A 25,452-nucleotide genomic window follows, 5' to 3' on the forward strand; every position below is an offset into this window, starting at 1 on the left:
CCAAGGTGGAGGCATGCTCTCACGTCTCCGGGCAGGGAGCGTTGTTCTCACCTGCGCCCTGCTTGCCGCCGTCCAATTCCAGCCCGCCACCGCCGCCGCACCCGCCGCAGTACCTGCGGACAGCGTCGCCGCGTCCCACACCAGCCCGGCCACCGCCCCCGTGAGCCTGGGCTCCGTCTCGGCCATGCCCGGCCAGCAGCTCGCCGTCCCGGTGGCCCCCGGCCTGCAGCCCGCCCGCATCACCGGCAGCATCGCCGTCGCCGGCCAGCCCACCACCGGCACCATCCGCGTCAGCGCCCAGGGCAGGACCCTTCTCGAAGCACCCGCCAAGGGAACCATCGCCCTGGACGCCCCCGTCAGCGCGGCAGACCTCACCGAACACCAGCTGGTCCTGGCCCTCGAATACACCCCCGCCGTCCGGGACGTCTGCACCGCCACCCAGTCCACCGCCACGCTCAGCAGCCTCAGCCTCACCACCCAGGGGGCCGAAACCGCGCCCACCACCGTGGCCGAATTCCTGGCCCCCTCCGTGCCCGCCATCCTCATCCCCGTCCCGGCCGAGCCCGCCACGGACGTCTCCGCCGCCATCCTCGCCGCGTCCGCCGCCATGGCCCACCGCTACCCGGACGCCGCACTCAAGCTCGTGCCGCCGTCGGACGTGGACGCCCAGGCCGCCGCCCTCCCCGCCGGCTCCCGCATCATCACCATCAGCAGCACGGACGGCGCGGCCAGCACCACGCTCGGCACCCAGGCCGGCCGCCCCGCCCTCACCATCACGGGCACCGGCGAGGGCCTCCGCACTGCCGCCCGCGCCCTGGCAGACACCAAATCCGCCCTGGCGGACGGCGCCACCGTCACCGGCATGACCGCCACCGTCCCCGCCGCCGCCGGACCCGAACAAACCTTCACGGACCTGGGCGCCCAGGCCATCCGGCTGGCCGGCTACGGAACCCAGGAAACCTACCTGGGCGTCAACCAGTCCCAATTCGGCGGCCCCGTCTCCGCCCTCAGCCTCCAGCTCCGCGGCACCCACACCGCCATCCCCACCGGCGGGCAGGCCGCACTCTCCGTCTACTGGAACGACTACCTGCTCAGCTCCCAAACCCTGGACGGGGACACCTTCGACCTCACCGCCGACGTCCCCGCCGGCCACATCCAATCCCGCAACGGCCTCCGCCTGCGCCTCACCGCCCTCCCCGCCGGCGGCGACTGCTCCGGCCCCGCGGGCCTGCTCCCCATGGAACTCACCATGGACACCACCGGCAGCAAACTCACCGCCCAGCGCGGCGACTCCATCAAGCCCGGCTTCGCCCGCTTCCCCCAGGTCCTGGGCACCACCCTCCCCATCGCGTTCGACGCCGGCGCTACCGCCCAGGAAAACACCATCAACGCCGCCACGCTGGCATTCTCCCTCCAACGCGACAACGACTCCCTCCTGGACGTCCGCCTCACCACCCCCGCCGCCCTGCTGGACTCCAGCGACTCCGGCCTCCTGGTGGGCGCCACCCCCGCCACCGCCGAACAGGCCGGCGCCCCGCTCCGGCTCGCAGGGTTCCGCACCGTGTCCAGCAAGGACATCGAATACGGCGTGGGCACCGCCGCCGCCTACGGCGCCCTGGAAGCCTACGAACACAACGGCCGCAACCTCCTGCTCCTGGGCGGCTGGGCCCCGGACACCGCCGACGCCACGGCGAAGGCAGCAGCCACCCCCGGAACCCTGCAGACCAGCCTCGCCAGCTACATCCAGCAGCAGCCCGGCGGCTGGAGCGCCCTGTCCCGCAACCTCCTGGTCACCCAGACCACCGGCAACCCCGTGCTGCTGGAGACCAACGCCATCACCCCGCAGGCCGAAGTAACCGACGGCTTCCGGCCGCTGGCCCTCTGGCTCGCCGCCGCAGCCGCCGCGCTCATCCTGGCCGCGGGCACCCGGGTGCTGCTCCGCCGCAAGCACCGCCGCACCGCCCGGGCCCACGCCGACGCGCTGGAACAGGCCGCCGCGGACACCGCCCATGGCCAGTGACCTGCAGGCGGCCCCCGCACCCCTGACGGCTGCCCCGGCCGGACCGGCCGCGCCCGCGGGGGAGCGGGCCCCGTGGCTGCGCCGCGCCTGGACCGCCCTGGGTGCCCCTGCTGCCGGGCGCCGCGTCCCCGGCACGGCCGCCATCGCCGTGGTGGCGGCCGCCGTCGGCTTCCTCGCCTGCCTCTACACCACCGGGCAGGGCAGCAACCTGGATTATTCGGACGCGCAAAGCCACCTCACCATCGCCCGGCGCGTGTTCGACAGCAAAGCCCCCGGGTTCGAACAACTCGGCACCGTGTGGCTGCCCATGCCGCACCTGCTGCTCATGCCGTTCATCATCAACCTCTGGATGTTCAGCAGCGGCTGGGGCGCCTGCGTGCTGGGCATCATCGCCCTCGCCGCCACCGCCTCCGGGCTCTACCGGATCTGCGCCCGCCTGGGCTACGGACGCACCGGCCGGCTGGCCGCCGTCCTGGTCCTCCTGGCCAACCCCGCCATCCTCTACACCTACACCACCGCCCTCACCGAACCCGTGCTGCTCATGTGCCTGGTGGCCGGCATGGCAGGGCTGGCGCACTGGGCCACCAGCCGCCGCCGCATGAGCGCCGGCGAGCTGGCCGTGTTCGCCGGGATCCCCTCCGGCGCCGCCGTGCTCTCCCGCTACGAAGGCTGGGCGCTGGTACTCACCGGCACCCTGTTCGTCCTGGTCACCGAACTCCGCCGCTCCCGCCAGTGGCGCGAGGCCACCAAGATGGCCGCCGCCTACGCCATGGTCCCCGCCGCCGCCGTCCTCTGGTGGCTCTCCTACAACTGGGCCATCTACGGCAACCCGCTGGAATTCATGTTCGGCCAGTACTCCGCCTACGCCCAGCAGAAGAACATCACCGACGGCGGCCTGCTCCCCACCAAGGGCAACCTGGGCCTGACCCTCTGGACGTTCCACTGGTCCCTGCTCGAAACCCTGGGCGTGGTGGTGCTCGCCGCCGCGGCCTGCGGCGCCCTGGTGGTGGTGTACCGGCGCGGGCTTGCCACCAGCACCCTGCTGGTGGCCGTCACCGGCAGCGCCTACGCCTTCGCCCTGCTCAGCCTCTACCTGGGCCAGACCGCCATCAACAACGATCACTCCCTCCCCAGCACCTGGTGGAACAACCGCTTCGCCCTCACCGCGCTGCCCCTGGCCGCCGTGCTCGTGGCGGCGTTCGTGCACCAGGTGACCCGCCGCCGTCGTACCCGCTCCTGGTTTGTGGCGTTCCTCCTGCTCGCCCTGGCCGGGCAAAACGCGTGGTGGCTGCAGGACCCCGCCGGCAGGATGGCCATCCTGGCCGAGGGCCGCATGTCCCACGACTCCAACACCTACTCCTTCGCCGCGGCCCGCTGGCTAAAACAGCATTACGACGGCGGCGGGATCCTCCTGGACGAAAGCGCCCGCGGGAACGCCGTGCTCCCCATGATGGGCATCCCGCTCGCCAACATCTACAACCGGGCCGCCGGCGACCATTTTGGGCCCGCCCTGCAGGACCCGGCCAAGTACGCCAAATGGGTGCTGGTGAACGTCGAAGGCGAGGACGCGCCCCTGGACTCCGGGTTCACGGACCTGGTGCACCAGGCCATCAGCGCCAGCCCCACGTTCAACGCCCGCTACGCCGTGGTGTTCTCCAGCCCCACGCACCGGATCTACGAAAGGACCGTCAACTGATGGCAGAGCAGGCCCCGGTCCTCTCCACCGCCCGCGCCGGTGGTCCCGCCGGTTCCTATGACGACGGCGTGGGCGTGCAGTCCGTGGCGCTGGGCCAGTCCCTGCTCATGGCAGGGCTGATCACCCCGGAGCAGCTGGACCGCGCCCTGGACCGCGCCAACACCGAAGGCGGCCTGCTGGGCCGGCACATCATCCTGGAAACCGGCCTGAACCGCCGGCACGTCTACCAGGTGCTGGCCGAGCAATGGGGCGCGCCCCTGGTGGACCTGGTGCACCACCCCTCGGACGACGCCCTGCTGGAACAGCTGAGCTTCACCGAAGTGTCAGAGCCCGGCTGGCTGCCCTGGCACCTGGAAGACGGCGTCCTCACCGTGGCCACCGCCGTCAAACCCAGCGACGAGATCCGCCGCGCCGCCCTCCGCATCCCCGGCGCCGAACAGGTGGTGTTCCGCACCACCACCGACTGGGACATCAACCACTCCATCCAGCGCGCCTTCCGCAACCACCTGCTCTACGAATCCGCCGAACGCCTGGCCGAAGAACAACCGGACGGCTCCGCCCGCACCGCCCTGAACCTGTGGCAGCGGCTGCTGCCCGCCGTCCTGCTCAGCTGCCTGCTGGGCGGCCTGCTCCTGGACGCGCAGCTGAGCGTGATCGTGCTGCTCACCGCCGTGAACGTGGTGTTCCTGGTGAGCATCGGCTTCAAGACCCTGGCCAGCCTCCGCCAGCCGTTCGACGCGCTGCATGACCGGGCCGCCGCCACGGCACGCGTCCGGGAACTGGAGCGGCGCGGCGTAGGGACCGGGGCTTTGGGGGATCCGACCGGGCTGGCCGGGCGGATCCCCGACGGCGAACTGCCCGTGTACACCATCCTGGTCCCGGTGTTCCGTGAGGCCAACATCATCAACAAGCTGCTGGCCAACCTGGGCCAGCTGGACTATCCGCGCTCCAAGCTGGACGTGCTGGTGCTGCTCGAAGAGGACGACACCGAAACCATCGAGGCCGCCAAGCGCTCCCGCCCACCCGAATACGTGCGGATCCTGGTGGTGCCCCGCGGCGAGCCGCAGACCAAGCCCCGGGCCTGCAACTACGGCCTCACCTTCGCGCGCGGCGAGTACGTGGTGATTTACGACGCCGAAGACCGGCCCGATCCGGGACAGCTCCGCGCGGCCATTGACGCGTTCCGGCAGGACGCCTTCGAACGCCGCTACCTGGCCCCGGACCGGCGGCCGCTGATCTGCGTGCAGGCCGCACTGAACTACTTCAACGCGGACCAGAACGTGCTCACCCGGCTCTTCGCCATCGAATACACGCACTGGTTCGACTCCATGCTCCCGGGCCTGGACCGCTCCGGCATCCCGCTGCCGCTGGGCGGCACCTCCAACCACTTCGACACCCGGCTGCTGCGGCTCGTGGGCGCCTGGGACCCGTGGAACGTCACCGAAGACGCGGACCTGGGGCTCCGCGCCGCCGTCGAAGGCTACCGGGTGGGCGTCATCAACTCCACCACCTGGGAGGAAGCCTGCTCGCAGGTGCCGGCCTGGATCAAACAGCGCACCCGCTGGATCAAGGGATACATGGTCACCGCGGCCGTGAACACCCGCAACACCGTCCGGTACGTCAAACGCACCGGGGTGGCCGGCGCCGTCGGCTTTCTGGGCCTGATCCTGGGCACCCCGCTGGCGTTCCTGGCCTACCCGCTGGTGCTCGGCTTCACCGTGGTCACCTATGTGGGCTACAACTTCGTGGGCCTGGTACTGCCCGAATGGCTGCTGCTGGGCGGGGTGGTGTCCATGCTGTTCGGCAACGCCATGATGATCCTGGTGTCCGGCATAGCCACCTGGCGGCGGCACGGCTGGCGGATCGCCATCTTCGCGCTGCTCAACCCCGCGTACTGGGTGCTGCACGCCGTGGCCGCGTGGCGTGCGGCCTGGCAGATGCTCTCCAGCCCGCACAAATGGGAAAAGACCCCGCACGGCCTGGACGAGGAATACCACGACGACGGGCGGTGGTCCGCGTGAGCGCGCACCTTTCCGTGCTGGACCCGCTGGCCCTTCCCGTGCTGGATCCCCGGCACGTCCGGGACCTGGGGGAGGAGCTGGACAGCCCCGCCGGCGCGCACGCGTTCCTGGGCAGCTACCTGGAGATGCTGCCGGACCGGCTTTTGCGGGTCAGCAATGCCGTGTCCGCGGGTGACGAAGAGGCCGCCATGGACCGGGCGCTCAGCCTCAAGGTCACCTCCACCATGGTGGGCGCCCTGCAGTTGGCGGCGCTCGCCGAAACCATGGAGGCGCTGGTCTGCCGGGGCGACTGGGCAGCCGCGGAACCCCTGCTCGAGGTCCTGGCACCCGCCGTCGCCGCCGTCCGGAAGGCCGGTGCCGCCGTCGTCAACGGGCTCTTGCACCCCTAGTTTGGGTGCTTTGACTTAGGACCCTGCGGGGCTGCAATTGGTCCCGGACCCGTAGTGCAGCCACTCCGGCGAGGCCGCGGTGAAGGCATCCCGGATGGCGGGGGTGTTGGTGATGGTCCAGTCGAGCCGGCCGTTGACCTCGGTCTCGTTCTTGTCCCACTCGAACCAGTTGATCATCTTCAGGTTGGGGAACTGTGCGTGGGTTTGGGCTCCGAACACCTGCTCCCACCAGGCGCGCTTGATCTCCGCCTCGGACGCGCCACCCACCGCAGGGTTGTACAGGGCCGCGGTTTCCGGGATGGCAACGGGCTTGTTGTGGTCCTTGCCGTACACGCCGTAGAAATCAGGCAGCAGGCTGTCATCGCCGTTGGCACCGTTGTAGTTGCCGGTCAACTGGTCCGCGAACTTCTTCGCCTCCGGGATTTCGTTCTCGCCCCACGGATACTTCGCGCCCCAGTGGTAAAGCGACATCCCCACCCAGTCCACCGCGTCGTCACCCGGGTAGTACGGCGCGTAGGCGTCGTCCGCCATGGTGATCACGCCGTCGTGGTTAGTGTCCAGGGCGGCGAAATCCGCGGTGCCCGGCTTGGCCTCATATTTGCCGCCGGCGAACGGGTAGCCCCCTCCATAGTTCGGAGCCCACATCATGGCGGACCTCGGTGCGGTGGTGTGCACCGCAGTGGCGAGGGTCTTGAAGGCGGCCACGTACTCCAGCGGCTGCTGCGACCAGGCGTACCAGGAGCCGTTCATTTCGTGGGCGAACCGGACAATCACCGGGACGCCGTTTTTGTTGAACCGGTCCAGGTCCTTCGCCAGGGCCGTGGCGGTGGCGTCGGTAATGGTGGACAACCCGTCGGCGGGCTCCAGGGTCAGGAGCATCATGTGGCCGTCGGCGCGGATCTGGTCCACGGCCTTGGCAAGGTCATCCTCATCCTTGGCTGTCAGCGGGAAGCCGGTGAAGGATACGCTGACTGCCGGCTTATGGCCCAGGTCCGCGGCGAACGTGGCCAGCGGCTTGGAGTGGAAGTCCAGGTTCACGCCAAACAGGGCGCCGTCAGCCGGGGCAAGCGACGCGCGGGGCTCCACCTCGCACGTGGACGCCGCCGGGGATGACTGCGACTGCCGCTGGGAGAGGTCGTTGGCGAAGTTCCATCCGGCAACGCCCAAAGCCACCAGCCCGATCAGGACGGGCAGCACGAACGCCCGGCGCAGTTCTGCCCTGTTCTCTTTCCTGGACTCATCGTCACGGGCAGGAATCCTCCCCACGGCTACGACCCGGCCGGACGGCACGTGGTTCCGGATCCGTACCTGAGCCAGTCCGGCAGCGCCGCCGTGAAGGCTGCCCTGATGGCCGGCGTGGTGGTGACGGTCCAGTCGATCCGGCCGTTCACTTCGGCTTCGTCCTTGTCCCACTCGAACCAGTTGATCATCTTCAGCTGCGGGAACCGGGCGTGGGTCTGGGCGCTGAACACCTGCTCCCACCAGGTGCGCTTGATCTCCGCTTCGGAAGCGCCACCCACCGCAGGGTTGTACAGGGCAGCCGTTCCCGGGATGGCCAACGGCTTGTTGTGGTTCACCGCGTACTCGCCGTAAAAGTCCGGCAGGGACCGCTCATCCCCGTTGGCGCCGTTGTAATTGCCGGTGAGCTGGTCCGCGAACTTGTTGGCCTCCGGCACCGCGTTGGCACCCCACGGATACGTGGCGCCCCAGTGGAAAAGGGACAGGCCCACCCAGTCCACCGCGGCGTCCCCGGGGTAATACGGGGCGTAAGGGTCATCCGCGATGGTGAGGACGCCGTCGTGGTTCGTGTCCAGGGCCGCGAAGTCCGGCGTCCCGGGCTGCGCGTCATTGAGGCGGCCGGGGTAGGCGTAGCCGCCGGCGTAGGACGGCGCCCACATCATGGCCGAGCCCGGCGCGCCCGCATGGACGGCGCCAGCCACCCTGGTGAAGGCCGCCCGGTACTCAATCGGCTGCTGCGACCACGGGAACCAGAAGCCGTTCATCTCGTGCCCAAAGCGGACGATCACCGGGACGCCCTGGCCGTTGATGGCTGCCAGGTCCTTGACCAGGCCGGCGATGGCGTCGGGGGTGACCGCGGACAGGCCGTTCTTGGGTTCGAGCGTCAGCAGCATCATCTGCCCGTCCTTGCGGATCTGGGCCGCGGCCTGCTGCAGGTTGGTGCGGTCCTGGTCCGTGTAGGGGAAGTCCACAAAGGAGACACTCACGGCAGGCTTGTGCCCAAGGTCCGTGGCGTATTGGGCCAGCGGTTTGGCGGCCAGGTCCAGGTTCACCCCAAACAGCGCTCCCGACGACGGCACCAGGCTGGCGCGGTCCGCCACCTCACAGACGGGCAGGCTTTGGTCCGCAGTGCCTTGGCCCGCTGCGCTTTGGTCCGACGCGGGCGTGTCCCGGTTCCGGTCAGCCAGCCCGTTGGAGATGCTGGCCACCCCGAATCCCACGGCAAGCACTGCCGCCGCCACGGGGAGGGCCCAGGACTTGAACCGGTCCGCCATGGCCCCCCGGCGGGTCACGGAATTGTCCGTGGACTGCTCTTCAGGCAAAGCGGAACCCCCTGGTGGCCTGCGGTTTTATCTCCCATCCTAAATGTCGTCCGTCGCCCGGCAGGGATCCCCGAACGGACGGCAGAGCGTGCGGCGATCCGCTACGCTCAGCTACTTTGGCCTGCTCGGAGCGTTCGTGGGTGTTCTGGCAGTGCCCTCACGCCGTATCCCGCAGCTTGCCATTCATGAGCTCCCGATTCTAAGACTGCTGATTCTCATTCTGCTGGGTACGGCTGCATTAACCATCACCGGCATTGCGCAGAGCCGCAAAGCCTCGTCCATCCGCGGCGGCCGTTAATCGTTCCCTACCGGGAGCCCCTGCGCCGACGGGGCCGTTAGGAGTTGGAGGATGCGGTCACGCAGATCTGCGAGTACTTCGGTTTCGGGAGTGCTGCGTGCGAGGGCCGCAAGGCCGCGGCAGGCAAGTCCAGCGTCGGTGAGTTCTCCGCTGACAAGAAAATCCATGAGTTCCGAGATAGGAAGAAGGTGCACGTGGCCGGATTCAGAATCATCCCAGGTCGTTGCAAATTCTTCCGATGCGTTGGCCGCGATTACGAGATGTTTACGCCGTGACGAGTTCGCAGCAAACCATTCTGAACCAGCGTAAAAGGCTGATTCTGAGGAGTAGCCGGTTTCTTCCCGCAGCTCTCGAAGAGCTGCCTCCATGGGTTGCTCGTTGTCATTGGGGTATCCGCCGGGGAGTTCGAGTAGTGCCTTCCCGGGTCCAACGCGGAACTGTTCGAAAAGGACGACGTGACTTGCTGCAGGTGTGAATGCAAGGGTCGCTGCGGAGTCACGACCGACGATGACGTCCCAGTCCGTTACGGCTCCGCTTGGCTCTTCATAGGTCTGACGGTTGACCGTCACGAAGCCTTCGTAAGCGGTCGTCGTTCGAATCTTTTTCCAGGTCTCGCTGACAGGCACAGTTCTCCGTCTCTCAGTGGCTAAACGGTCTCAACACGTCCCGCTGCGACAACCAAAGCCGGGGCACCCGAGGCAGCGAAGGCGAAGACACATTTTGAGGGGATCCTCGATGCGGCTGTGGCCACGTACCGGCCGAAGATGTTGCACCTTGAGGAAACCTTGAGTTTTTGACTCAATTTGTCAATTTCGTTTTCATCTGGTTGGGTCTATGCGGGGGCTCACTATCACCAATGGAGACTGTTGTGGCTTTTTCCGACTATGCAATGGCGCTTGGCGCACTGCTCGGCACCTTGTTGATCCCCTTTGCAGTCCTCTACCAGATGCTCCGGCTCAAGCGCCGCGCACTCCGGATCCCCGTCCGTCCCGCACCCCGAGGTAACAAGCGCTGACATGCCGTATGTCGATATCAATCCCCACAAAGGCCGTCCCAAGTGGGTGGGCTACGCCGTCCTGACCGTCCTCCTGCTCCTCACGGTCGCCGTCGTGGCGGCAGCGCTCACACACCACTAAGCAGGCATTCCGGCCGGTGGAGTACCGCCGTGGCCGGGACGTCCGGGTCTCAGGCCTTGGGGCTGAGCTTTCCCCGCGCGACGCTGTCGTCCGAATGTGCCGGATTCCCGTTGTACGCCTGGTTTGAAATATCGACGATCGGATATTGGGCCAGGTCGATGCCGGTGGGGATGGTAAACGTGCCCGTGCCGTCGGCCAGGACGCCCAGGCTGACCATTCCGGAGAGGTCGCTGGTGCCCACCCACACCTGCCGGTATCCCGAAGTCTGTTCGGCGGAGAGATGGATGGTGAGTTGACGGGTCCCGTCAGGGAGTTGCTCCACCTGTGCCTCACCGCTGCCCGTATGCGCGGCCAGGGGAGTCAGCGGCGTTTCGGCCAGGACCCGTGCAACCGGACCTGACTGGGTGGGGCCGGGCGCCGGCGGACCCCCTTGTCCCAGGACCCCCGCAGCGGTCCAACCAGCAGCCGTGCCCAGGACGATCCCGGCGGCGGCGGTTGCCATCCACAGGCTGGGGCGGCGCCGGTCCCTGGCACTCGGCCGCAGCGGAATTGGCTCGGCGGCCGGGCCGTCGTCGGGCGCTGACCGTGTCTCCACCTCGGCCGGCGGGGTAGCCGACTGGTCAGCCTGGCTCCCGGGCGTGGCCAGGGGATCGGCCCCGGCCAGGGGATCGGCCGCGAGGGCCGGTGAAAGCCCGAGCGCTTGATGGATGGCCGTCCAAGTCCGGGCGCTGGGCCGGTCGAGCGTGATGCCCGCGGGCTCCAAGGTGGCGATGTCGGCGACCCGCTGGAAGCCCCGCAGGGTTGCGGCGCATTCCGGGCAGGAGGCGAGGTGGTCTGCGTCGGCGTCAGTGCCCGGTGTCTCGCCCAGGGCCATGAGGCTGAGCAGTTCCGCGTCAAGGTGTTCCATGTTCCACCTCCAGGCGGGTCCGCAGCCGGGTCAGGCTGCGCCGGATATGGCTCTTGACGGTTCCGAGCGGCAGGTTCAGCCGTGACGAGATCTGATCGTGCGTCAAGTCATCGTAGAACGCCAGCCTGAGTATCGCCTGTTGGGGGTCTCCCAGGTGTTCCAGTTCGTCGTCAAGGATCAACCGGTCGGCCACGGCCTCCACGTTGCCGTCCGCCGGTCCGGCGGCAGGGTCCGGGAGAAGTTGGACAACGGCTTCTTCCACGTGGCGTTGCCGGGCGCGGGCGGAGAGGGCGTCGTTGACGGCGTTCCGGGTGATCCCCACCAGCCAGGCGGGGAGCCGTGCCAGCTCCGGGCGGTACGTGGTCCGGGACTTCCAGGCCCGGATGAACACCTCCTGGGTGACATCATCCGCGGCGCTCCGCTCGCCCAGGGACCTGAGGGCCAACGTGTACACCAGCGGGCTCAGCCTCCGGTAGGCCTCCGCAAGGGCATTCTCGTCCCCGCCGGCAAACGCCTGGTCGAGGCCGGGGTCCCAATCGCGGGTGGCGGCAGCCTCCATCGGGTGCTCCTTGGGCGGCAACGGGCCTGAGTTGACCCCATTATGCCGCTGCCCGGGGCGGTCCGCTACGGGCGCGTGGCACTGGCTGAGATTTCCCCTGCCAGTGCCCGGCGGCGCCGCGGTGCGGGCGCCGCCGGGGACCAGTTGCGGTACCAATGACTGCGGGCTTCGGCGGTTAGTCGTCGTCGCAGTCGTGCCCGCGTGCGGCGGAGTCCACCACCTGGACGGCCAACCCCAGGGTGTTATCGGCCAGGCTGCCCCAGGCGTACACGATCGTGTTCTTGCCCTCCGCGATGTTCACGTTGGCGGGGCCGATCAGCGGCGTGGTGGTTCCCGCTGCCGCCACCGAGGCCGAGATGGTTCCTTCCTTCAGGGTGAGGGTCTTCTGGTCCGGGTTGGTGAGCCCCTTGACGACGGCGGTCCCGCCGGCCAGGACATCGACGGCCGGGGCGGCCGCGACGTGCCGGACGGTCAGCTTCCCCTTGCCGTCAGGGCTGGGCTTGGTGCTGTTCGTGAACAGCGTGGCGGTGGGGGTCCCGTCCGCGGCCAGGTGCGCCACCGCCGTGTAGTCCCTGCCGGCCTTGAGGTCCACGTCAACCGGACCGATCACCGGGTTGTCGGCGCTGGTGGCGTCGGCGCCCGTGATGGCAATTTTGTGGTCTCCGTCCGGAACGTCCAGCGGCCCGGCCAGGGTGCCCGGCGTGAAGTTGTCCAGGGTGAGCTTGCCGTCCACCCAGACGTCCACCGTCAGGCCCGGGACGCCGTGGAGGACGGAGAGTTTGGCCGTCCCGTCATGGTCATGGTGCCAGTTGGACGCCTGGGCCGGGGCGGCGAAAGTGAGTGCTGCCAGCAGCGTCGTTGCTCCTGCGACTGCAGAAAGTGTCTTGCGCATTCCAACTCCTAAACAGGGGCCCCGATGGGGCCGAGGTTCCGCTTACAACCCCTACTACCGGCCGAGTGCCCTGCCCGGATGCAGCCAGGCGAAAATTTCTCCGGCGCGGTCCGTGGCGCCGGGGCCGGGCCCGATGCTCCCGGCATAGCCCGTAGACTTACTGTTTGAACTAGTGCTGCATAACAGTTTGCCGATCGTCCGGGGGGACAGACATGCCACAACCGGCGGATCAGAATGCAGGCGCCCCAGCAGAGGATGCAGGGCAGCCGCAACTGCGCCGACGCCGCGACCTTCGTCGTGCCGACGGAACAGTGGACGATGCCTGGACAGGAACCATGCCAGCAGTAACCCCTTCCCCTTCCAGCCAGAACGACGCCGGAAAGCCGGTGACGCGCCGCACGTCCTGGGCCGAGGCGGCCGCCGCAGCCGACGCCACCAAGCCGTCCCGCGCACCGGCCCCCACCCGCACCCCGCCGCCGGCACCCGCAGCCCCGCCCGCTGCACCGGTAACGCCGCCCGCCGAACCCATCGCCTCCGTGCCGGGCACCTCCCGGCCGGGAACCGCCGAACCCGCCGCGGCTGAGCCCGCCCGCCGCTCAGGCGGGGTTGCGCCGGAAGCAGCAGCGCCGTCGTCGGACACTCCGTCATTCCGCCGCAGTCGGCCCACCGTGGCCGACACGATCGCCGAAAGCCCCATGCCTGACTTCATCAGCTCGCCCGGCCTGTTCGTCAAGGAGCAGAAGCCGCGGCCGGTGGGCGGGTTCCGCGGTGCGCTGTACAACCTGACCGGCGGCGCCTGGAACCTGGGCCCCGGCCCCAAGCAGCGCCAGGAAGACGAGCTGGGCCGCCGGATTTCCCGGCAGCTCCAGGGCAGCTACAACACCGCCGTCCTGAGCCTCAAGGGCGGCATCGGCAAGACCTCCACCACGGTTGGTGTGGGACTGACCCTTGCCGAATACCGCGGCGACGCGCCGTGCGCCATCGACGCCAACCCGGACTCCGGCGACCTCGTGGAACGCGCCCTGGGCGAGGGAATCTACCAGCAGTCCAGCCCGCGGACCATCACGGACCTGCTGGAGAACATCGAATCCATCGATTCGCTCACCGCCCTGGCCCGGTACATGCACCACGCCGGCCGGCTGCACCTGATCGCGGGGGAGCAGGACCCGGAAGTCTCGGACTCGCTGACCGCCGAGGAATACCTGCGGATCCGCAAGCTCATCTCCAGCTACTACTCCGTGGCACTGACCGACTGCGGCACCGGCGTGACCCACAACGCGATGAGCGGGATCCTGCAGTCGGCAGACAACCTGGTGATCGCGGCAGGCTACGCTGTCTCCGGCGCCAAGCGGGCCCGCAGCACCCTGCACTGGCTGGCCAGCCACGGATACGAGGACCTGGCCCGGAACGCGATCGTGGTCATCACGGACAAGGACGAGGTGTCCTCCCGGGTGGACAAGGACGCCATCGAGGAACACCTCTCCGGGATTTGCCGCGAACTGATCGCCGTGCCGCACGACCGCGGGGTGGCCGACGGCGACCTGGTCACCCTGGATGTTTTGAAGCCCGAAACGCGGCGCGCCTACAAGGAGATTGCCGCCGCAATCGTGGACGGGTACCGGTAAGGGTTGACATTCAGGCGGGGCAGGTACCCCGTCCGGCGGATTCAGGTATCCGTTACTGATCAAATCTGCCAACCGAATAAATATCCTTCTTCCATGCTGAAAACTGTGCTTCGGAGTCTTCGCCCAAAGCCAAAGTGCAAGGTCTGCGGCTTGGTCCTCCCTCCCTCTCCCACTGCGGTGTTTTGCTCCCGGGACTGCTACGACAGCTACCGGTCCACGGCTGACGGTGCCCGCCGCCGACACTAGCTGCATTCCCGCGCACTTCCGCTGCCGTTCCTCACTTTCGCTGCGCGGATCTCCTGACGCGGCCCGGATGTGGGGCTCGAGAATGTATTTGCGGTTGGCCAGGGAACCTGCGCGTCGCCGTCGTGCTTCTACGTTCTCGAGGCAGCTGGCCTTCTTTCGCTGCGCATTCGTGGCGCCCGCGGGCCGCACAATTAGGGCTTGGAAATTCAACTGCCTGGTTCGAAATTTCCCCAAAATAATTGTGGTGATCGCCGAAAATGCAAAGGGGTATTTTGCGGCCCCATGCTTCCCCAAGTAGTACCTAACCGGATTTTCGAGTACCCGGGGCTCTGTCTTGCGCTGAATTTCCCCATTAGCGTGCCAGTCATGAGCTCAGATCGAAAAGTGTGGGTCAAACCGTTGGGCCCGGAACGGGTGGCGCGGGCCAAATCTGCTTTTACCACCCGGCGGGTGGTGCCGGAGAGAATAGCCTCGCTTGTTTCCGGGGCAGTCCGTCCCCGCTCCGGTGACCTGGTGCTGGCCCGGATCGTGCAACTTGGCCACCACCGCCACATCGAGCAGCCGAACGGCCGGCGCGCCGTCCTGCACGATGACGACGAAATCATCGTCACGTACGGGGACCGGTACGCCACCGACCAGTTCGAGTCCCGGGTGCCGGCCACCCTTGGCGAGGCGCAATTGGTGGCCTCGGGAGGAATCGCGTCAGAGGTGCTAAGCCGCAGCATGGCTGTTCGGCGGGCAACTGAGATCGAGCCTTTGGGCCTCCTCGGAGATGCCAAAGGGCGGCCCCTGAATATCCAGGATTTCGCGTTGCCGCCGGCCTTGCCGCAAGGTCCCCGGCCCTTGACCGTCGCCATCATCGGCACGGCAATGAATTCGGGCAAAACAACCACGGTGCACTCACTCGTCAACGGGTTGAGCAAGGCCGGCCTCGCCGTCGGAGCCACAAAAGTGACAGGCACAGGCTCCGGAAATGACTACTGGTGCATGATCGACGCCGGCGCACACCTGATGCTCGATTTCACGGATGTAGGACTCGCGTCCACCTACCGCCAGCCAATGGCTGTGGTGGAGTCGAAATTTGCTGAGCTGGTGGACCACCTTACGGCGTCCGGGACCGATCTCAACCTGGTGGAAGTAGCTGACGGCATCTATCAGGACGAAACCTCCCGCCTGCTTGAGGCAGGTGTTTTCAGGAACATGGTGGACGCCGTGATTTTTGCGGCTCCGGACTCAATGGGTGCGGTGGCAGGCGTTACGCACCTCAAAACGCTTGGCCATAAAGTCCTGGCCGTAACGGGACTCCTGACCCGATCGCCCCTGGCCATCCGGGAAGCCGCCGCCGTGACCGGGCTCCCGGTGCTGACGCGCGAAGAACTGACAGAACCCCACGGTGCGGCGTCACTTCTTGGTATCCAGAAAATCCTCGCCGCGGCCCAGTCAGGCAAAGTGGCAGCCGCAGTTGAAGTCCAGCCCGTGCCGGCCACCAGTGAGGTCATGATCGGACCTTTCACGGCATCACCGGAACGCCAGCCACGGCCAAGGCCTGCATTCTTCGGGTTCCCCAGGCCCAGCACCTCCGCAGGAAGCCCGGAAGCGTGGTGAACGCAGTGGCCGGCAATGACAGGCTGTACCGAATTCCCGTCAGCGTTTATGCCAAAGTGCTGGCCATTGGCATCGGACAAGTCGCAACCCTGATCGCCTACATTCTGCTGGTGCGGTTGATCGTGGACGGCTTGGCGCCCATGACCGTCGGCGCTGCCGCAGACCTGCAATGGCGGTGGGCGCTGGTCCAGGTAGGTCTCCTGGCCGTGGTTGCATTGCTGCACGGATGGCTTCGTGCTGCCGGCTTCAACGTCGCCGAAACCGCCGGGTACGAAATCGTCAAAGTACTAAGAATGACGATGTACAGCCACCTGCAAGGAATGACGCCGCGGCAATTCCAGAATCGCGCCCGCGGCGGTCTCCTCCTGCGCTTTCTCGGCGACCTCTCCATGACGAGGTTGTGGATCAGCCGCGGTGTGGTGGGCGGAATAATCGCTGCATTGGTTCTGGGCGGAGCCCTGGTGGTCCTGTTCTTCTTCAGTATCTGGATGTCCCTCGCGATCGTTGTGACAGTGGCCGTCGGTGCAGCCGCATCCTTCGTCGCCGGTCAACGCATGCGGCAGGCCACCCGCGTCATGCGGCGGCGCCGTTCGCTGGTGATGAGCAACATCGACGAACAACTCAATGCCCAGCCGGTAGCCCAGGTTTTCGGTCGGTCAGCCGGGGAGTTCAGCCGGCTGTCACATCAAAATGACGAGCTGACCCGGGCGCTCGTGAGAGTCGCCAGGCTGCGCGGCTACCTCCGCGGAGTCTCAACCGCGTTCGCACTGCTGGCACTGGGTGCTGTCCTCACGGCCGGCCTGTTCGAGGTCCGGCAAGGAACAGCCACCATCGGCACGGTGGTGGGCTTCGTCGTCGTCACCAGGCAGCTCTCCGGCCCGGTCCGCACCCTGGGCCTGGCCCACGACTACTGGCACCGCGCCCAAGTCTCCATGGGGAAAATCAAGGAATATCTGCGCAGCTCCACCCGGGACCTCGACAGCAACGGCCATGGTCCGCTGAGGGTTCGCAAGGGATCCATCAGCGTCATGTCCGTATCAGTGCAAGGGGCCTTGCAGAACGTCAACCTGCAGATAGCACCCGGCGAGGTGGTTGCCATCACCGGGGAAGGCGGCAGCGGGAAGTCGACCCTGCTGGGCCTGGTTTCCCGAACGGTGGACCCTGATGTGGGGTGCCTCCTCATCGACGGGCAGATGCTGAGCAAGACCTCGCTGCGTTCCGCGGCCCGGTGGATCGGGACAATGGGGCCCGAACTGCCGCTGATGCGTGGCTCCATGTGGCGCAATCTCACGTACGCATCACCAAATGCCTCCGAAGAGGAAGTGCAGCGGGTCCTGGCCGCCACCGGGCTGGACGATATGTTGCTGGACCTCCCCTATGGCCTGCAAACGTGGATCACGGAAGGAGGGCTCAATGTGTCATACAGCCAGCGACAGCGGATAGCCCTTGGCCGGGCGATCATGGGCAACCCGCCAATCCTGCTCCTGGATGAGCCCACCCTCGGCCTCGACGCAGCGGCGAAGGCGACCTTCGGCGCCATGCTGGCCAGATATGACGGGACCGTGTTGATCGCCACCCAGGATCCCCAGGAAATGGCCCTTGCTGACAAGGTGGTGGTCCTTCACAAAGGAACAGTAGCGGAGGTCATCTCCGGTGAGGAATACAGGGACAGGGCCTGGATCCAGGCGAACCTCGCAGCGCCGGCGGAGCACGCGCTGCGGCGTGAGGCTGACCCGCGGGGAACCGGTGGGGTAGACCGGCTGCCCGACAACCAGGAAAGCGGTGCCTGATGCATCCCAAGACGCGCGACCGGGTTCTCATCGTCACCGCATTGGCTGTAGCCGTGGCCGGAACCGGCGCCATCGCGGCGAACTATTCCGCCAACGAGACCTCGCACGTTGAATCCATAGATTTAGCCTCGGGCCTCCGAACAGACGAGCCCCTGAAAATCCAGTTCCTTGGAGATACCATGCTGGGCGACGGCGAAACCCCGTTCGCTGATCCCGCTGGTTATGACGCAGCGCTGGCGGGGGTCCTTCCCCTGATCGACGGTGATCTTGTCATTGCCAACGCTGAAGGTCCAATCACCTACAGCACCCAGCCCCTGAACCCGGGCAAACAGTATTCATACCAGGTTGACCCCAGGGCAGCATGGGCACTGTCCAAGGCAGGCATTGATGCACTGGGGCTGGGCAACAACCACTCGATGGACATGGGAGTCACGGGACTTGAGGACACCATCAAGCTGGCGGCCAATGCAGGAATGACCACGTTTGGCGCTGGACACAACGCGGCCGAAGCCGAGCGGCCGCTCATCTGGCACACCGACATGGGGACGATCGGCGTGGTGGCACTTGGGGAAAACTTCGGCAAGGCGACCCACGCCGATGAGGCAACACCAGGAACAGTCGTGTTCAGCCCTGAAGCCGTTCAAAGAGGGCAAGACCTGGCACGGGCGGCTGGTGCTGACTGGGTGGTTGCCTACGTGCACTGGGGCGACAACTATACGGACACGCTGCCGGAGCAACGCTACTGGGCAAAAGCAATGGTCGACGCCGGATACGACCTAATTGTGGGCACGGGGCCGCATATTGCAGATAAAATCGAATTTATCGACAACATTCCCGTGGTCTACAGTCTTGGCAATTTCGTGTTCGGGACGCCCGGGCGCTTTGTTTCCTACGGAAAGCAAGGTATTGGCATAACTCTTACCTTGGAGCTGAGCCGGGATGCCCCCGCCCAATTTGCCGTGAAATGCCTGGTTACGGACAATTTCCTCACGGGCTTCCACACACAGCCGTGCTCCGCACCGCAAATGGTGAGTTCAATTCCGCTGGTCCACCCCGCGCTGCAGATCCAGGGTGACGTAGCCAGGATGCCGTGCCGCTGTTTCGAGCCGCCGGAGTGATTGGCCGCCGCGTGCACCAGCGACTACGGGACAGGAAGGTGCTGACGATGCTGGCGGGCCTTCTTTGTATGCTCAACGTGGCTACTTCCTGCACGGGCGTCCCTATTGGAACGCCTGAGAAATCGACCGCGTCCAGTCCAGGAGAGATGATGGGAAGCGCCAGTGCCACCAATCCGCAGACAAGGATGATCCGGCCCGGTGAAGCGGGTGACTTCACCTTCAACGCCCAAGGCCCGCTTCAAGACCAGCCCATCCGCGTCTGGTACAAGGCTCCCGAGGATCCATCCTCAGCCCAGATTCTGGTGGTCATGACGGGCGCCCACCGGGACGGCGAATCGTACCGTGCCGACTGGCTGCCGTTGATTGGGAACACCAACACCCTGCTGCTCGTGCTGGAGTTTTCCAAGGATGACTACCCCGGTGCTGCCAGCTACAACCAAGGCAACATTTTCGACGCCAACGGCAAAGCCAACCCGCCGGAGGCCTGGACGTTCAATGTGGTGGAGGCTCTTTTCCAGGCCGTCGTCCGTGAAACCAACAGTAAAGCCGAAAAGTATGCCCTGTTCGGCCACTCAGCGGGAGGCCAGTTTGTCCACCGCTTCATGGAATTCACCGAATCGAACCATGTAAGCCTCGCGGTGGCAGCAAACGCGGGCTGGTACACGATGCCGGATCAAAGCATTGAATATCCGTACGGACTTAAGAACGCGCCGCTTTCGTCGCGGGGGTTGCGCGACGCATTTTCCAGGCGCCTCATCATTATGCTGGGGGCTGACGACACAGACCCCAAGGACCCGCTCCTTCAACGTGACCGGCAGACGGATGCCCAGGGCGACAACAGGCTCAGCCGGGGATTGAAGTTCTACGAGGCTTCCCGGAAGGCTGCCCGTGACGGAGACCAGTTCAACTGGGCGCTGACCGTGGTGCCCGGTGTGGCCCACGACCACAAACAGATGGCTATGGCAGCAGCACCGCTGCTGCTTGCGGCGAAGTAGCGCCTGCGCGCGGACAGCGCCCTGGAACGTGTGACCGGTGGTTCCATGCTGTGAATACGTTGGAAATTGGAGCCCTTCGGGCTGTCGGGGTGACAGGCGTGGCTTCAGGGGCCAGTGTAGATGGATACTGACCTGCCGAAGGGACCACCATGGACATCGTTGAAGTGATTCTGAACGACCACCACGAACAGAGGCGCCGGTTCGCCCTGTTGGACGAGATGCACGGCTCCGAACCGTCAGACCTCGAGGCCGTCTGGAACCAACTCCGCATCCTGCTGGAAGTCCACGCCAAAGGGGAAGAGGACCTGTTCTACCCCGAGTTGCTGAAATTGGGGGAGGGCGCAGGCGGGAAGGATTCCCCGGAAGACGAAACCACCGATGCGATCCATGACCACAACGAAATCCGGGACGCCATCAGTGAAGTCTCCCGGCACCAGGCAGGGACGCAGCAGTGGTGGGCGGCCCTGGCCAAGGTCAACGAGGCCAACGGTGATCACATGGCGGAGGAAGAACGCGAAGGCTTGACCGACTTCCGGCAGCACGCTTCCCTGGAACTGCGCCACCGCCTGGGCTTGTCCTTCGCCATCTTTGAGTCGAAGCACGCCTCCGGCATCAAGGCCCAGGACATTAGCCCCGAAGATTACGTCCGCGACAACGAATAGCGCATGGCAGGAAAGTCACCGTTTGACGGCCCTTGGCCGGACCGGGTTCTTGACCGTCGCCAGCAGGAAGACACCGGCGACGGCGGTGGCTCCGGACAGCAGGAACAGGACGATGGCCAGCGGGGGAGCTGAGGCCGCCTCGCCGAGGATGGTGATGCCGATGGCGACGGCGACGAGCGGATCGATGACGGTCAGACCGGCCACCACCAGTTCCGGCGTTCCCCTGGTGTGGGCATTCTGGACCAGGAAACTGCCCGCCAGCGCCGCAATGAGCAGCCCCGCCAGGCACGTCAGGGACAGCCACTCGAAATCACCCTGGAACAGCCGGGCGATGACGGTCTTGGCCAAGGCTGCGACGAACCCGAACAGGATTCCGGCGCCGGCGGTAAACACCACGGCACCCGAGCGGTGGCGCCACAGCGCGTACGCCACCGCCACGCATGCCAGGACGACGGCGAGCACGATCAGGATGGTGACCAGGTGCTGGTCGCTGATTTCCACATCCGCCGCCGAGAACGCCGCCACGGTGACGAACACCCCCACCCCGCCGATGCAGAGGGCGACGGCGGTGAGGGCCCGGCGCCCGGGCGGCCTGCGGGTCATTCGGACGGTAGCCAGAGTGGTGACGACGAGGGCTATGGCGCCGATGGGCTGAACCACGATCAGGGGCGAGAACCGGAGGCTGGTCAGCTGGAGGAGGATGGCCGCACCCAGCATCCCCGTCCCCGCCAGCCACACCGGCCGGCGGATCAAGGCCTGAAGGCGTCCGCCGCCCATGCTCCCGGCCGCACGCCCGGAAGCGGCCGGCTGGTCTTCCACGGCCCGGTGCTGGAACAGGGTTCCCAGCGCGAGCAGGACTGCGCCCGCAGCGGCGATGGGGATGCCCAGCCAGTGATAGGACGTCAGTGCGGACACAGCCGTTGCCTGGATCATGGTCTGACGGTACCCAAGGTCGGCATCTCCGGCCGGATGCCGGGCCCACCCACAGCCCGGGAACTTAGCGCTGGGCGATCCTGAACAGCGCTCCCGTGGGATCGGCCAGGGCGGCAATGCGGCCAAACGGCGTATCCTCGGGCGGATGGATCACCGTGCCACCCAGGGACGTGGCGGTCTCCACTCCCGTGTCGGCGTTCCCAATCGCGAAATACACCTGCCAGTTCGACGGAACACCATCCGGAAGATAGGTGGCATCCATGATTCCGGCCCGTGATGAGTCCCCTGAGCCGAGCGTGGTGTAACGGAAGTCCTCGGTGTCGCTCATGACGTCGGTTTCCCAGCCGAAGACGTCCTGGTAGAACTTCACGGACGGTGCGTATTCGCGGGTGTGGAGTTCGTGCCAGTAGGGGGTGCCGGGTTCGCCCTTCGCCTGGTACCCGGTGTGGCCGCCGAACTGCCATGCGCCCACGGCCGCGCCGCCGGTGTCACCGAACATGGCCATGTGCCCCTGCTCCGGAACCTCCATGGGCGGCATGAAAACCTGGCCGCCGGCCGCGTGGGCAGCCTTCGCCGTGGCGTTGATGTCCTCCACCCGCAGGTAGGTGGTCCAGACGTCGGGATAGCCGGATTCGCCGTCGTTCTTCATCATCCCGGCCACCGGCAGGCCATTGGCAAGGGCCGTGATGTAACCGCCGTATTTCTCCTGGTCACCCTCCTGGTACGTCCAGCCGAACAGCCGGGTGTAGAACTCGCGGGACCTTTCAGGATCCGAGGTCATGAGGTCGATCCAGCAGGGATCACCGGGGGCAAACGTGGGCTGGGGCATGGGGACTCCTGGGGTTTGTTGGGAAGTGCCGGCTGGTCTGCTTCCGACTCTAGCGCCGCCCGGGCCGCCTGCAACAGCCCTTGCCAGGAGGCCGCCGTCGGGCCCTGACATCGCAGAGCCGGGGTGCCTGCGTTGCCGTCCGACGGCGGGCTCCGCCACAATGGTGCCCATGACTCCCGTGTCCCTCCTCGCCTTCGCCGGGCTGTGCCTGCTGCTGTCTGTCACCCCGGGTCCCGACACCTTCCTGGTGCTGCGGATCTCGCTGCAGAACGCCGGTGCCGGAATTGCCGCGGCCTTCGGCTCGGCCGCGGCGGCCCTGGTGTGGGCCGTCCTGGTGGGTGTGGGCCTGGCCGCAGTGCTTGAGGAATCCGCCGAGGTGTTCCGTTGGCTTAAGATCGCCGCCGGCCTGTACCTGCTGTACCTGGGAGTCTCGTCATTGATCCGGGCGCGGCGCACCGCCGGGACTGCCGGCCCTGAAGTCCCCGCCCGCCGGGCGTACAGCCGCCGGGCCGGGTTCGGCGCCGGTGCCCTCTCTACACTGCTCAACCCCAAAGTTGGCCTGTTCTACCTCGCTGTAGTGCCCCAGTTCATCCCGCACGGCGGCAACACCCTGAACACCGCCCTGGTGCTGGGCGGCATCGAAAGCGTTATTGGATTCCTGTACCTGGCGGCCGTCGCCGTCGTAGCAGCCAAGGCAATGGCGTGGCTGCAGCGCCCCCGGGTGAGCCGGTCCCTCGGACGCGGGAGCAGTGGCATCCTCGCCGCCTTGGGCCTCGGGATGGTGGCCTCAAGCGCCGGCTCGTAGTTCCTGTGAGTTGCCTGCCAGTGTCCTGACTGTCCGGGGTTCCGGCCCGTTTCCGCCGAGTTCGCGGAGTAGGGTGAAAAGACGGTTGCCGGCGTGATGTGACGCGGGGACCTGGCAACCGGTGCTGTACCACCACGCGCGGAACCGGAGACACCCATGCCCAAGGAATTCCCTGCCGCGCGGGAACCCGCCAAGCACCCCAACCTCTTCCGCGCCACGGGAACCACCCTTGGCTGGATCATGGTGTTCCTCGGCGTCAGCGCGCTGTGCGGCGCCCTGGTGGCGGGCCTGATGATGCCCGCGGCGGCGGTCACCGAGACGGCGGTGGCGGACGGCGCCGCCGCGCTCAAGACCGATCTGCCCAACGACGTGTTCTCGACGCCCCCGGCCCAGATGACGCGGGTGCTGGCCGCTGACGGATCACTGATCGCCACCCTGTTCAGTGAGAACCGGACCCGGATTTCCCTTGACCAGATGTCCCCCAACATCAAGAACGCCATCGTGGCCATTGAGGACTACCGGTTCTACCAGCACGGCGGCATCGATCCCGAAGGCATCTTCCGCGCCTTGGTCATCGACGCCGGCGGCGGCCACCAGGGGGCCTCAACCCTGACCCAGCAGTACGTCACCAACATGCTCAACGAAAACCTCATCGCCCAGGGCAAGGACGCCCAGGTGGTGCTGAACGGGCAGAAAGGCCTGGACCAGAAGGTCCAGGAGATGAAGCTCGCCATCGGCCTCGAAGAAAAGTACTCGAAGGACCAGATCCTCGCAGGCTACCTGAACGTGGTGGGTTTCAACGCGAACGCCTACGGTATCGAGGCGGCCAGCCAGTACTTCTTCTCCGTTGACGCCAAGGACCTCACGCTGCCGCAGGGGGCGCTGCTGGCCGGGCTGGTCAACGGCCCCTCGCTTTATGACCCCACGGTCCATCCCGAGGCCGCGAAAGCCCGCCGTGACCTGGTGCTGGACGCCATGCTGCAGCACGGCTACATCGACCAGCAGCAGCACGACGACGCCGTGAACACGCCCCTCCAACTCAAGGTCAATCCACCCAAGCAAGGGTGCGCCTACGCCTCCCAGGCCCAGTACTTCTGCGATTACGTGCTCCACCAGATCGAAAATGACCCTGCCTACGGCGCCACGCAGGATGAACGGGACCAGAAGATCATGGCGGGCGGCCTGACCATCAAAACCACCCTGGACCCGCGGCTGCAAGGACCGGCCCAGTCCCAGGTGGACGCCACGGCCGGCGCCAATCCGGACAAATGGGGCGCCTCCCTGGTAACCATTGAACCCGGTACCGGGAAGGTGCTGTCCATGGCGCAGAACTCCAGGAAGTTGCCGGATGAAGGCAGCGGGTTCGTCTCCGACTACAACTTCAACGTGGACAGCAGCGACGCCGCCGGGAACAGCCTCGGCGGTGTGGGCGGGATGCAGCCCGGTTCCACCATGAAGCCCGTCACCCTCGCCGCGTGGCTGGGGGAGGGCAAGTCCACCAACCAAGTGGTGGATGCTTCCAAGCGCCGCTACGGCATCAACTACCCGTGGAAGACAACCTGCCATCCCGTCCAGGGCTGGTTCGACAGCACCGTGCCGCAATCCTCCGACCTGCAAAACGATGAGCCCAACTGGTACCGGCCAATGACGGTCCGGGAAGGCATCTACCAGTCGATCAACACGGCAACTTTCGCGTCGCTGGCCGGGTTGAACGATTTCTGCGACGTCCAGCGTGCGGCGGACGCCATCGGGCTGCACCTGGGCAGCGGGCACGACCAAAAGATCGACCTCTCCACCCTGGGCAACATCCTGGGCAGCCAGAACGTTGCCCCCCTGACCATGGCGAACGCGTTCGCAACCTTTGCCGCCAACGGCACTTACTGCGCACCCGTCTCCATCACCGAAGTGGACGACGCCCAAGGCAGGAAGATCGGCGGAGACGCACCGTCCTGCCAGCCAGGCTCCCTGAAACCGGACGTGGCAAAGGCCGTCACCAACGTCCTCCAGGACGTCCTCACCAAGGGCTCGGGCCTGCTGATTCCGCAGAAGCTGGGGGTTCCGGACGCCGCCAAGACGGGCACCAACGAGTACAACAACCAGACCTGGGTGGTGGGCTACACCAAGGGGCTGGCCACGGCGTCGTTCTTCGGCGACCCCTTCAACGGCGGACCCAGCCGGCTGGGGCGCAACATCACCGTCAACGGAAAGTTCTATCCGGCAGTGGACGGGGCCTACATTGCCGGGCCGCAATGGGCGCAGTACATGCAAGGCGTTGTTGGCCTCTTCGACCACGGCAACTTCGACGCCCCGCCGCAGAACCTGATCAGCGTCCCCGGCCCGCAGCCCACCAAGAGCAGGTAACGGC

Annotated in this window: 21 protein-coding genes; 13 read left to right on the forward strand and 8 right to left on the reverse strand. The window is 66.6% G+C overall.

Annotated elements, in window-relative coordinates; translation table 11 throughout:
• The first annotated feature begins 13 nt into the window (after positions 1–13).
• The 4 genes from ACX5I6_RS09765 to ACX5I6_RS09780 are packed head-to-tail and all read left to right on the forward strand — an operon-like array spanning position 14 to position 6,126.
• On the forward strand, positions 14–2,020 hold the full coding sequence (locus tag ACX5I6_RS09765; RefSeq protein WP_461840342.1) for a hypothetical protein: 2,007 nt from the start codon (positions 14–16) through the stop codon (positions 2,018–2,020).
• Positions 2,010–3,716 (forward strand): glycosyltransferase family 39 protein, encoded by a 1,707-nt coding sequence (locus ACX5I6_RS09770; RefSeq protein ID WP_461840343.1) that lies wholly within the window; start codon positions 2,010–2,012, stop codon positions 3,714–3,716. Before ACX5I6_RS09765 ends, ACX5I6_RS09770 begins: the two co-directional genes overlap by 11 nt.
• Positions 3,716–5,737: a glycosyltransferase gene (locus ACX5I6_RS09775; RefSeq protein ID WP_461840344.1), complete on the forward strand. Its 2,022-nt coding sequence runs from the start codon at positions 3,716–3,718 to the stop codon at positions 5,735–5,737. The genes ACX5I6_RS09770 and ACX5I6_RS09775 overlap by 1 nt, the downstream gene beginning before the upstream one ends.
• Complete coding sequence (locus ACX5I6_RS09780; protein ID WP_461840345.1) at positions 5,734–6,126, forward strand: Hpt domain-containing protein; 393 nt, start codon at positions 5,734–5,736, stop codon at positions 6,124–6,126. Before ACX5I6_RS09775 ends, ACX5I6_RS09780 begins: the two co-directional genes overlap by 4 nt.
• A 15-nt stretch (positions 6,127–6,141) precedes the next feature.
• Here ACX5I6_RS09780 and ACX5I6_RS09785 read toward each other — a convergent pair whose 3' ends face one another.
• The 3 genes from ACX5I6_RS09785 to ACX5I6_RS09795 all read right to left on the reverse strand — a co-directional run bounded on the left by ACX5I6_RS09785 (position 6,142) and on the right by ACX5I6_RS09795 (position 9,611).
• Positions 6,142–7,323: a glycoside hydrolase family 26 protein gene (locus ACX5I6_RS09785; protein WP_461841697.1), complete on the reverse strand. Its 1,182-nt coding sequence runs from the start codon at positions 7,321–7,323 to the stop codon at positions 6,142–6,144.
• A 71-nt stretch (positions 7,324–7,394) separates the two neighbouring features.
• Positions 7,395–8,687 (reverse strand): glycoside hydrolase family 26 protein, encoded by a 1,293-nt coding sequence (locus ACX5I6_RS09790; RefSeq protein ID WP_461840346.1) that lies wholly within the window; start codon positions 8,685–8,687, stop codon positions 7,395–7,397.
• Between the two features lie 294 nt (positions 8,688–8,981).
• Positions 8,982–9,611, reverse strand: coding sequence for an NUDIX hydrolase (locus tag ACX5I6_RS09795; RefSeq protein ID WP_461840347.1), 630 nt, complete (start codon positions 9,609–9,611; stop codon positions 8,982–8,984).
• A 242-nt stretch (positions 9,612–9,853) separates the two neighbouring features.
• Here ACX5I6_RS09795 and ACX5I6_RS09800 point away from each other — a divergent pair, with 242 nt between their 5' ends.
• A complete protein-coding gene (locus ACX5I6_RS09800; protein ID WP_461840348.1) occupies positions 9,854–10,000 on the forward strand; it encodes a hypothetical protein in 147 nt (48 codons plus the stop codon).
• Positions 10,001–10,170: 170 nt separating this feature from the next.
• Here the strand turns inward: ACX5I6_RS09800 and ACX5I6_RS09805 are convergent, their stop codons facing one another.
• The 3 genes from ACX5I6_RS09805 to ACX5I6_RS09815 all read right to left on the reverse strand — a co-directional run bounded on the left by ACX5I6_RS09805 (position 10,171) and on the right by ACX5I6_RS09815 (position 12,479).
• Positions 10,171–11,028: an anti-sigma factor gene (locus ACX5I6_RS09805; protein ID WP_461840349.1), complete on the reverse strand. Its 858-nt coding sequence runs from the start codon at positions 11,026–11,028 to the stop codon at positions 10,171–10,173.
• Positions 11,015–11,587 carry an RNA polymerase sigma factor gene (locus ACX5I6_RS09810; protein ID WP_461840350.1) on the reverse strand — a complete coding sequence of 191 codons (573 nt, stop codon included), beginning with the start codon at positions 11,585–11,587 and terminating at the stop codon, positions 11,015–11,017. The genes ACX5I6_RS09805 and ACX5I6_RS09810 overlap by 14 nt, the downstream gene beginning before the upstream one ends.
• 175 nt (positions 11,588–11,762) lie before the next feature.
• Positions 11,763–12,479 carry a DUF4397 domain-containing protein gene (locus ACX5I6_RS09815; RefSeq protein ID WP_461840351.1) on the reverse strand — a complete coding sequence of 239 codons (717 nt, stop codon included), beginning with the start codon at positions 12,477–12,479 and terminating at the stop codon, positions 11,763–11,765.
• Positions 12,480–12,814: 335 nt separating this feature from the next.
• Here ACX5I6_RS09815 and ACX5I6_RS09820 point away from each other — a divergent pair, with 335 nt between their 5' ends.
• The 6 genes from ACX5I6_RS09820 to ACX5I6_RS09845 all read left to right on the forward strand — a co-directional run bounded on the left by ACX5I6_RS09820 (position 12,815) and on the right by ACX5I6_RS09845 (position 20,520).
• Positions 12,815–14,104, forward strand: coding sequence for a MinD/ParA family ATP-binding protein (locus tag ACX5I6_RS09820; RefSeq protein WP_461840352.1), 1,290 nt, complete (start codon positions 12,815–12,817; stop codon positions 14,102–14,104).
• Between the two features lie 612 nt (positions 14,105–14,716).
• A complete protein-coding gene (locus ACX5I6_RS09825) occupies positions 14,717–15,955 on the forward strand; it encodes a DUF1611 domain-containing protein (RefSeq protein WP_461840353.1) in 1,239 nt (412 codons plus the stop codon).
• Positions 15,949–17,745: an ABC transporter ATP-binding protein gene (locus tag ACX5I6_RS09830; protein ID WP_461840354.1), complete on the forward strand. Its 1,797-nt coding sequence runs from the start codon at positions 15,949–15,951 to the stop codon at positions 17,743–17,745. Before ACX5I6_RS09825 ends, ACX5I6_RS09830 begins: the two co-directional genes overlap by 7 nt.
• The gene (locus ACX5I6_RS09835; RefSeq protein WP_461840355.1) at positions 17,745–18,863 is read left to right on the forward strand and encodes a CapA family protein; all 1,119 of its coding nucleotides are present in this window, start codon (positions 17,745–17,747) and stop codon (positions 18,861–18,863) included. Before ACX5I6_RS09830 ends, ACX5I6_RS09835 begins: the two co-directional genes overlap by 1 nt.
• Positions 18,864–19,012: 149 nt before the next feature.
• Positions 19,013–19,858 (forward strand): hypothetical protein, encoded by an 846-nt coding sequence (locus ACX5I6_RS09840; RefSeq protein ID WP_461840356.1) that lies wholly within the window; start codon positions 19,013–19,015, stop codon positions 19,856–19,858.
• Positions 19,859–20,007: 149 nt separating this feature from the next.
• Positions 20,008–20,520 (forward strand): hemerythrin domain-containing protein, encoded by a 513-nt coding sequence (locus ACX5I6_RS09845; RefSeq protein ID WP_461840357.1) that lies wholly within the window; start codon positions 20,008–20,010, stop codon positions 20,518–20,520.
• A 15-nt stretch (positions 20,521–20,535) separates the two neighbouring features.
• On the opposite strand, the gene ACX5I6_RS09850 is transcribed toward ACX5I6_RS09845, so the two are convergent.
• A complete protein-coding gene (locus tag ACX5I6_RS09850) occupies positions 20,536–21,453 on the reverse strand; it encodes a DMT family transporter (protein WP_461840358.1) in 918 nt (305 codons plus the stop codon).
• A gap of 64 nt (positions 21,454–21,517) precedes the next feature.
• A complete protein-coding gene (locus ACX5I6_RS09855) occupies positions 21,518–22,282 on the reverse strand; it encodes a VOC family protein (protein WP_461840359.1) in 765 nt (254 codons plus the stop codon).
• 169 nt (positions 22,283–22,451) lie between these two features.
• On the opposite strand from ACX5I6_RS09855, the gene ACX5I6_RS09860 reads away from it, so the two are divergent.
• Both ACX5I6_RS09860 and ACX5I6_RS09865 read left to right on the forward strand, forming a co-directional pair.
• Complete coding sequence (locus tag ACX5I6_RS09860; protein WP_461840360.1) at positions 22,452–23,087, forward strand: LysE family translocator; 636 nt, start codon at positions 22,452–22,454, stop codon at positions 23,085–23,087.
• Positions 23,088–23,243: 156 nt separating this feature from the next.
• Entirely contained in the window at positions 23,244–25,448 is a 2,205-nt protein-coding gene (locus ACX5I6_RS09865) for a transglycosylase domain-containing protein (protein ID WP_461840361.1), read from the forward strand.
• Positions 25,449–25,452: the final 4 nt, after the last annotated feature.

It is taken from the genome of Arthrobacter sp. MMS24-T111, from assembly GCF_054888995.1.

Excerpts from the sequence above, each read along its gene's own strand:
- ACX5I6_RS09765 (WP_461840342.1), top strand. The coding sequence starts at position 14 with ATGCTCTCACGTCTCCGGGCAGGGAGCGTTGTTCTCACCTGCGCCCTG.
- ACX5I6_RS09770 (WP_461840343.1), top strand. The coding sequence starts at position 2,010 with ATGGCCAGTGACCTGCAGGCGGCCCCCGCACCCCTGACGGCTGCCCCG.
- ACX5I6_RS09775 (WP_461840344.1), top strand. The coding sequence starts at position 3,716 with ATGGCAGAGCAGGCCCCGGTCCTCTCCACCGCCCGCGCCGGTGGTCCC.
- ACX5I6_RS09805 (WP_461840349.1), bottom strand. The coding sequence starts at position 11,028 with ATGGAACACCTTGACGCGGAACTGCTCAGCCTCATGGCCCTGGGCGAG.
- ACX5I6_RS09810 (WP_461840350.1), bottom strand. The coding sequence starts at position 11,587 with ATGGAGGCTGCCGCCACCCGCGATTGGGACCCCGGCCTCGACCAGGCG.
- ACX5I6_RS09815 (WP_461840351.1), bottom strand. The coding sequence starts at position 12,479 with ATGCGCAAGACACTTTCTGCAGTCGCAGGAGCAACGACGCTGCTGGCA.
- ACX5I6_RS09820 (WP_461840352.1), top strand. The coding sequence starts at position 12,815 with ATGCCAGCAGTAACCCCTTCCCCTTCCAGCCAGAACGACGCCGGAAAG.
- ACX5I6_RS09825 (WP_461840353.1), top strand. The coding sequence starts at position 14,717 with ATGAGCTCAGATCGAAAAGTGTGGGTCAAACCGTTGGGCCCGGAACGG.
- ACX5I6_RS09835 (WP_461840355.1), top strand. The coding sequence starts at position 17,745 with ATGCATCCCAAGACGCGCGACCGGGTTCTCATCGTCACCGCATTGGCT.
- ACX5I6_RS09840 (WP_461840356.1), top strand. The coding sequence starts at position 19,013 with ATGGGAAGCGCCAGTGCCACCAATCCGCAGACAAGGATGATCCGGCCC.
- ACX5I6_RS09845 (WP_461840357.1), top strand. The coding sequence starts at position 20,008 with ATGGACATCGTTGAAGTGATTCTGAACGACCACCACGAACAGAGGCGC.
- ACX5I6_RS09850 (WP_461840358.1), bottom strand. The coding sequence starts at position 21,453 with ATGATCCAGGCAACGGCTGTGTCCGCACTGACGTCCTATCACTGGCTG.
- ACX5I6_RS09855 (WP_461840359.1), bottom strand. The coding sequence starts at position 22,282 with ATGCCCCAGCCCACGTTTGCCCCCGGTGATCCCTGCTGGATCGACCTC.
- ACX5I6_RS09860 (WP_461840360.1), top strand. The coding sequence starts at position 22,452 with ATGACTCCCGTGTCCCTCCTCGCCTTCGCCGGGCTGTGCCTGCTGCTG.
- ACX5I6_RS09865 (WP_461840361.1), top strand. The coding sequence starts at position 23,244 with ATGCCCAAGGAATTCCCTGCCGCGCGGGAACCCGCCAAGCACCCCAAC.